This window comes from Hyella patelloides LEGE 07179 (assembly GCF_900659865.1).
Lineage (GTDB): Bacteria > Cyanobacteriota > Cyanobacteriia > Cyanobacteriales > Xenococcaceae > Hyella > Hyella patelloides.
Map to the genome: position 1 here is coordinate 1 of NZ_LR214376.1, position 7,652 is coordinate 7,652.

The 7,652-nt window shown below is 38.8% G+C and carries 6 protein-coding genes and 2 pseudogenes; 6 read left to right on the forward strand and 2 right to left on the reverse strand.

The genetic code is table 11. From position 1 onward, the window contains the following. On the reverse strand, positions 1-2,152 hold a 2,152-nt coding region (locus tag H1P_RS34655; RefSeq protein ID WP_144876215.1), incomplete at its 3' end, for a glycosyltransferase. A 355-nt stretch (positions 2,153-2,507) separates the two neighbouring features. Between H1P_RS34655 and H1P_RS34660 the strand changes: the two are divergent. The 3 genes and pseudogenes from H1P_RS34660 to H1P_RS34665 form a co-directional block, all read left to right on the forward strand. After that, positions 2,508-3,155: pseudogene (locus H1P_RS34660) on the forward strand (NAD(P)/FAD-dependent oxidoreductase); the annotation flags it as partial. A gap of 128 nt (positions 3,156-3,283) precedes the next feature. Then, positions 3,284-3,439, forward strand: a complete 156-nt coding sequence (locus H1P_RS37120) for a hypothetical protein (RefSeq protein ID WP_186376327.1) — start codon at positions 3,284-3,286, stop codon at positions 3,437-3,439. A gap of 105 nt (positions 3,440-3,544) precedes the next feature. Continuing rightward, complete coding sequence (locus tag H1P_RS34665; protein WP_144876217.1) at positions 3,545-4,234, forward strand: general stress protein; 690 nt, start codon at positions 3,545-3,547, stop codon at positions 4,232-4,234. A 53-nt stretch (positions 4,235-4,287) separates the two neighbouring features. Here H1P_RS34665 and H1P_RS40080 read toward each other — a convergent pair. Continuing rightward, positions 4,288-4,509 (reverse strand): annotated as a pseudogene (locus H1P_RS40080) (transposase); the annotation flags it as partial. 146 nt (positions 4,510-4,655) lie between these two features. Here H1P_RS40080 and H1P_RS34670 point away from each other — a divergent pair. From H1P_RS34670 to H1P_RS34680, 3 genes are all read left to right on the forward strand, one after another. After that, entirely contained in the window at positions 4,656-4,928 is a 273-nt protein-coding gene (locus tag H1P_RS34670) for a winged helix-turn-helix domain-containing protein (protein ID WP_144876219.1), read from the forward strand. A gap of 234 nt (positions 4,929-5,162) precedes the next feature. Beyond that, positions 5,163-6,179 (forward strand): phosphotransferase, encoded by a 1,017-nt coding sequence (locus H1P_RS34675; RefSeq protein ID WP_144876221.1) that lies wholly within the window; start codon positions 5,163-5,165, stop codon positions 6,177-6,179. 267 nt (positions 6,180-6,446) lie between these two features. Then, the gene (locus tag H1P_RS34680; RefSeq protein ID WP_144876223.1) at positions 6,447-7,205 is read left to right on the forward strand and encodes an AIM24 family protein; all 759 of its coding nucleotides are present in this window, start codon (positions 6,447-6,449) and stop codon (positions 7,203-7,205) included. Positions 7,206-7,652: the final 447 nt, after the last annotated feature.

The following is a 7,652-nucleotide window of genomic DNA, read 5'->3' on the forward strand; positions in this document are numbered from 1 at the left end:
TTTTTTTTACAGGAATTAATTGATAATTTACAGGGAATCCTGTGCCTTGATTAATAAAGTCTTTTGTCCCTGAATAATCAGTAGCAATTACAGGTTTCTCGAGTAACATTGCTTCGGCGGGAGTGTAGCCAAATCCTTCAGAACGATGCAAAGAAATATAGCAATTACAACAGTTCATTAAAGCCAATGTTTCGTCATAAGTTAATTCTTGATTGATCGTATAAATATCTGGATCATCGGTGGTGAATTCTTTGAGTTTAGCTAAAGCTTTACCTTCAGGATCGTAGCCACGAGTTTTAATTACTAAAGCAGTAGAAACAGTCTTCTTGTAGTTACGAAAAGCTAACCGATAAGCTTTAATTGCTGCTTGGGGGTTTTTCCGCGTTGCAAAAGAAGAAAAATCAAAATTATAATGAAATAAAAAGCTATCTTTTGGTAGTTGAAAATAACTACGACTAAGAGGAGTCAATTTAGTTAAAGTTACCGCGGGAGGCATCCAAATTATAGGTATAGGCAGAACTATTTGGAGTGCAGCCTGAATAAATCGAGAAGCAGCCCATACTTCATTTATTCCTTGATAGTTATTAACCCAGGCTTGGGGAAAGCTACTTAATTCCCAAAAAGGCATATTAATGCTATAAGTGGCTTTTTGAGTCTTCCTTTTTAAATGGTTGCGTACTAATCCTAGTTGATCGGCGTTGATGTTATAGATTTGAATCGGGGAATTGATTTTTTGCGTCAACATATTGTCTACAACAGTTGATGCTTGACGTGCCATCACATTAAGGGTGACATTATAGCCTTGGGTTTTAACCCCAACATCTCTGAGGCTACTAGCAACCATTCTACCTGCGTGTCCTACTCCTGTTTCTGCTTTGAGATAACCAATAACGCAAATATCATCTTTTAAAGTTTTGGCTTTTATCTGGCGGGCGTAATGCTGACTGATGTTTTCTACTACGGGAGTAATGAAATAGCTATCAATGTCATATTCTGCTGCTGCATTCTGCACAAACCAATTACAATAGTTTAAGCGATCGCTATCTTGTTGTAAATTAAAAACTCGTTGTAAATCTTTTCTTTGCAACCATACATAATGCATCAAATTAGTCACTAACCAGGGAGAACTGTCTAATGATTCCGATGAGGATTGATTGAGATAATTAATAAAAGTTTCAAAGGGATTATCCAGCCAAGGTTCAACTAAATTGCGATAACAATGACGTATAATATTAGCGATCGCAATACCCCGATTAAACTTACCATAACCATAGCCTGGATATGGCTCTACACCATAATTATACTTAACTAACTTATTTAAGTACTGAGTAAGAATCTCTTGCAGTGCTGGTGTGAGATTGTTATTAAAACGAGTGGTATGTTTAGATAATCTGCGGGGTTGTTTGATATCCACTCCACTAAAGTGAAAAAACCTTAATGGTTCGCCATCTACTAACCAACCATCATCAGTTTTAGTTAAATCTCTTCGATCTAAATTCCAGTAGGCGACATTCAAAGAGCGATCGCGTAAGATGGTTACATTGTCGTGAAATGCTGGCAATAAATCCACAAATTGCCGAGCGACAAAAATCCCTCGATCTTGCTGGTTAAGGCACTGAAACCTTAATTTTCTTCCCCACCAGTGTAAAAAACTAATTCCATCAAGGCTATTTTTTATCCCCATAAAACCTAAATTATAAATACCAGCTTTCATAATGCCGATATCGTCAGGAAACTCGTCAAACTCCGCAGGTGCAGTTAAATGGGGAGTCAACACAAAATTTGCCCCCTCCGCAAAAGCATCCAACACGGGAGTCATAGGCGCAAATAACTCAATATCAGGATCGAGATAAATTACTTCCTCAAAGCCTTTAATCTCTATCAACCATTGCATCACAAAAGGCTTAACCGCCCTATTAAACTCCATGATGTCGTAGCGAAAAGCAAAATCAGGGAAATTCATCACATCTAAGCAATCTGCTGGTATAACCTCAACCTCTGAAATGCCCAACTCAATTCCTGGCTGTATAGCATCTGCTAAACAAAGAAATAACGATGCTTCTGGGTGATAAGTTTGCAGCGAAGATAATAAAATCCTGGCATAAGGAAAGTAATTACCAGAACAAATTGTGACAATGGCTCTTTTTCTCATTGAACATCGCTCATTTATCATCGGATATTAAACGTTACCTGCTCGGAAATTGATTAGTGTTGATGACTGCAACAGTTAGTCAATACTCCCACGTTTGTGATGAGGCAAACCATGCTTAAATATACCAGTATTGATGATTTCCAAAGTACTTTTTGTTAAAGCTTTTAGATGTTTCGTTTGCCATTAATTCTCTTTTTTATCGAATGTAGCGATCGCTATTAGAGTTCAAATAGGCGATCTCTTTTTTTAACTCTTTCTCAAGAATTATCTAAAACCTTAGCAAAAAATAGACAAATAGAGCTATATCCCGCCTTGATAGAGAACAGTCGTTTTATTTTAGAAGCAATTTATTATCAGCGGCAGTTACGTTTTTGAGAACAGTCGCGTTCAAACTGTTGAAGAAGGAACACCCTGTAAAATATTTGCTAACGATATAACTTTACAAGCTGCTGATGTACTGCTAACAACTCATCTTCCTATTATGGATCGAGGGTTATTTTTTGCTAAAAGTTATCCCCAGCGTTCCTATATTATTGGAGCAAAGATCGACCCCGAAAAAGCACCCGAAGGAATGTATATCGGTGTTGGCAAAAATTATCACTCAATTCGGACTACTCCCACAGAAGATGGCGGTTTACTGCTGTTAATCGGTGGCGGTGGTCACAAGGTTGGAGAGAAAAGCAAAACCGAAGAATCTTATCAAGAATTAGAACGCTATGCTCATTCTCATTTTGGCGTTGATAAAATTGACTATCGTTGGTCGAGTCAAGATTACGAATCCTTTGATAAACTACCCTACATCGGAAAATTAACCCCTGCAAACGATCGCATCTACGTCGCCACGGGTTTTAGCCTTTGGGGAATGAGTAAAGGAACAATGGCGGGGATGATTTTATCCGACTTAGTGCAAAGTAAACCGAATCCTTGGGCGGATTTATACGACTCTTTAAGGGCGACTCCATTTGTCACGACTGAATCAATTAAAAACAACCTGGATGTAGGAATGCTAATAATCCCTACCCTGCGATCGCGGATTCTCTGACCCGTGACGTAGCCAATGCAAATCCCGAAACAGAAATAAGCGATGTTGAATACAAAGCTGCTAAAGCGAGTCGTCAACAAAGACAGGCGATGAGATCGGAGAAAGCCGAAGTAAGAGCAGAGCAAAACAACAATGAAACCATTGGGGAAAAACTTAATTTAGATGAGATATTACCCAGCAGTGTTGAAAAACTGGGCGAACAAATTACAGGTAATGAACCAATTGACAGTAAAACACGCCCTTAATTTTTTCTCTTACAAAAGTAATAGTTATTAGCACCTACAACTTTTGAGTGATGAATTAACTACCGATGCAGAAAAGAATAAGGTGAGGTTTATTAAAACAAAATCATGAACAAGTACAAACGTTCGATAAGATTATTTTATAGTCGTGATGAGGCAGAAAAAGCTTTACGCGCTCTCAAAAGCGATGGTTTTAATATGAACCGAGTCAACGTTATCGCCAAAGATGCGGGCAAAGTTACTAAATCGGCAGGGGTAGATGTCGCCTACGATGAAGGTAACAATGCAGCCGAGGGTGCTGGTGCTGGAGCAACTTCTGGGGCTGTATTAGGCGGTATCGGTGGTTTGCTAGTAGGATTAGGTACCCTAGCTATTCCTGGTGTGGGTCCGATAATCGTAGCTGGAGAAGCAGCCACTACCATTGCAACCACTTTGGCTGGTGCTGGTATCGGTGCAGCAGCAGGAGGTATTATTGGTGGTCTAGTCGGTTTGGGTATTCCTGAAGATAAAGCCAAAATTTATAGCGATCGGGTTAGTAGCGGTAGTTATCTAGTGATGGTAAATGGCTCAGATGATGATATCAGCCGTGCTGAAAAAATCTTACGGAATAGCGGTATTGAAGAATATGGGGTATACGATGCTCATGATATTGATGATAATACCTACAACAGAACTACTAGTAACAGTGTTGTAGACCCTCTTGAACCTAAAACTACCATTAACAATCGCGATCGCACTATTGCTTCTGACAGTAATGCTGAAGTTATTATTGTGGACAAGCGAGAAGAAATTAGATAAACTCCTCGTCCTTGATTTAGGTATATTTCTGATTAGTTATGTATGCTTGCAGGCTAATCATTATTAATTACATATTGGCTATCAAAATTATCAAGCACTTTTTCGAGATATTTAACTAGGTTCTTTCGACTACTATAAGCGTCGATATCTATCCATTCATATTTGATGAATGGATAGATAATTTCAATCAAGTTTAGCTTTGGTGAGTATGCTGGTAGTCAAAATATTTCTAAATTTTTCTGTCTCCATTCTTCTAATTTCCCAATGAAACTATCACGTTTAAGAGAGTGAAGTTCTCAGGACTACTTTGTCAAGAGTGAGATACCAAGGATTTTTATTAATTAATGACGCGGTCAATATATTGTGTCAAAATTAAACTCTTGACACATTTAGAATTAGAATAGCGATCGCATTTTCAACTATGCTTATAGAAGGACAAAAATACACCTATCGCCAACTCACAGAAAAAACTGGTTTATCTAGAAGCACTCTCCACCGCAGAATTAAAACATTGAAAGAGTCAGGAGTCCCTTTAACTATGGGTGCGATCATGCAATTTCCTACCACTTGGGCTTTTCACGATCGCGAAGGAAATTACTATTCTTCAAAAACCAGCTATGCAGTACAAAATCAAATTCCCTACTATCAAATGTTTCAAAATTTAAGTTCTGACACAAATCAAGATACTGACTAGGAATTATGGCAATAACTGGAGCAAGCAGAAGTAGGATTTTGTATGATGGGGTAAAACTAGGAATTTAAGTCACGACGCACAAAATATTATCTAGACTGCCTCTCATAATACTCTCGCGCTTATTTACCCCATTTAGGTGGCAGCTTTCCCTCTAATAAAGAGTTAGCTTGCTGAGTTTACAATGGGGTAGTCATGAGCCTAAGTTATAAAAAACCTCAAGTGTAGTGATAATCTATGGAAGTTTTATCGCCCTATGGAAAAGATGTTCTTACCGAGCTAAAAGACATCTATGGTTTCAATTCAGTCGAAGCAACAACAGAATTTGTCGTTCACCATCTTCAGCAGCAGTACCAGTTTCAAGCAGTCTCAGTCGAGGTGTTACACGTTGCTTATGGGCTGGTTGCAAAGCTCAAGGCGGATGGCGAGATTTACCATCTCAAATTTGCCTCGCACGAAATGCACGAGAATCCAGATCAACTGTTTCCGTGGCTAGACTACGCACGAAAGCAGGGAATCTTAGTGCCTGAAATTATTCGGTGCAGCAATGGCAGTTGGTATTTGTCGCCATTGAAGAATGTAGAGTCAGATTATGATGTCGTTTACTTGATGCGTGATGTTCCAGGAAAACCAATGGAGCGAGCCAGCAAACACTTATTGCAGCAGTATGCTGAGGCAATGGCTCAGTTTCATCGGATTGGCTTCGCGTATTTACATCCAGTGATGGGGGCAGATGATTGGACTTGGGAAAGTCAGTATAGCGATCGCCATAATTTGCCAAAAGCTCTGAAAGATAACCCTTTTGTCTCCCAGGAGCTTGTTTTAGAATCGATGCGCGAGATCGAAGAAACAACGGTTTGCATTTTGCCTCGAACAGTTATTCACAACGATTTTCGGTTTTGCCATGTCTTCTTTCAGGATAATTCTTTAAGCGGTATTGTGGATGTGGATATGTCAACGAATGGGGAGCGATTGCTCGATTTATGTATCGGACTAATTAGTAGTTCTTCAGCCAGAGGAGGAAGTTTCTTAACCTTTGAGGAACTTAAAGACACTTTGTTGATGTATCACCAATGTTTGCCGTTGAGTGAGGCTGAAAAATTAGTATTCAAGGGAGTCCTTGTTTACGCATTTCTTGAAGCACTCGATGATTTATCTCAAGACAATGGTACTGAACAAGAATTCAAGACAACGCAAGCCCTGCTGCACTCAGTTCTTAAAGCCTCAGAGAAAGAATTACTCGGTAGTCTGTAGTTGACACCGTCCTTATCTGACAAAGCACATCAATTTTTTGGTAGCTACAGTCTCGATCTGAATCGGAAATCTCCAGCCTTAGATTTTAGATTCTCGTTAATCCCCAATTCTTAGTTCTATAACAACCAAACCTAGTTAGAAAGCGATCGCTTTGTTACAAATTACAACAATTAAACTTCATCCGTCTCCTTGCTACTGGAACTTTCTCCTTATAATTTGGTTCAAACTGATATATAGAGTGAAATTAAAAATTAATTTTGACACAAAATGACTACCTACACTGATAATCACAAAGGCGTAGAGATAACCCTTGAACCTGGAGAGTCTATTTATGCTGAACCCAGCGCATTCTGCTATGGCGACGGATTCATCGAAGCTAAAACCACCACAGGCAGTATCATCTCAGCTATTAAAAAGCTAGTTACAAGAGAAAAGCTGTTTCAGGTCTTATGGGTTAATAATGGAAGTCAACGTGGAAGAATTGCCTTTGCCAGTCCATATTTAACTACTATAGAAGATGTTGAAGTGTCTTCCAACTATAGCTTTATAGCTCAAAGAGGTGCATGGCTAGCTTCAGACCCCAACATAAGACTCGATGTAACAATGAATCTGGGCTTGAGTGGCTTTCTCGGTGGAGAAGGTATTATATTTCAAAAGTTCACGGGAAATGGCAGAGTATTTATCACCGCAGGAGGCGATCTTAAAGTAATTAACCTTCATAGAGGTGAAAGCTTAAATGTTGACACTGGTTGCATTGTGGGCTTTGCTGAGTCAGTAAAATACGAGGTAAAATTGGCAGGAGGCATATTCACTTCTATATTCGGAGGTGAAGGACTTGTTTTAGCCAAACTGAGAGGTCCTGGTGTAGTAATACTGCAAACTCATCCCGAAAATGTCATCAATAAAGTAGTATCATCAAACTCCTCTCAAGCAACCTCTAGTTCTTCTCGTATTGACCTGAGTGACGGGTTACAAGCTGATGAGTTAGCGACGATAGCACGTAATTTGTTTAAGAATCGACAATAGCAAATGAGTTAGTATAATTGCCAACTTAACTAGCTTTCACCGCCCCCACTGCATACTGCTTCTTCCATAAAGCGATCGGGAAAAGTCTGCTACTTCGCGCACCGTATTTTCTCAGCCACAATAACTAAACTGAATTTATTAATTTAGTTTAGTTATGAATAAATCGATATCCGACATCATAGTTATTTTGCTCTCTTAAATGCCCATATAGATCGTGCCATTTTCCTGATGATAAATCCTTTTTTAAACGTAATAAACCATCATTTAGTTCAACGGTTTCTATTTTAGAAAAAGCAGAAATTCCTCGACGAATATTACTATCTAAATAAAGCTCAGGTTTTGCTTAACCTACTGCTGCCAAAGAATCTATTAAATCATTAGATAAAGGAAAAGGTTTGATTGTAACAACTTGATTTGTGATATCTTCTAAGTCAGAAACTAACTGAA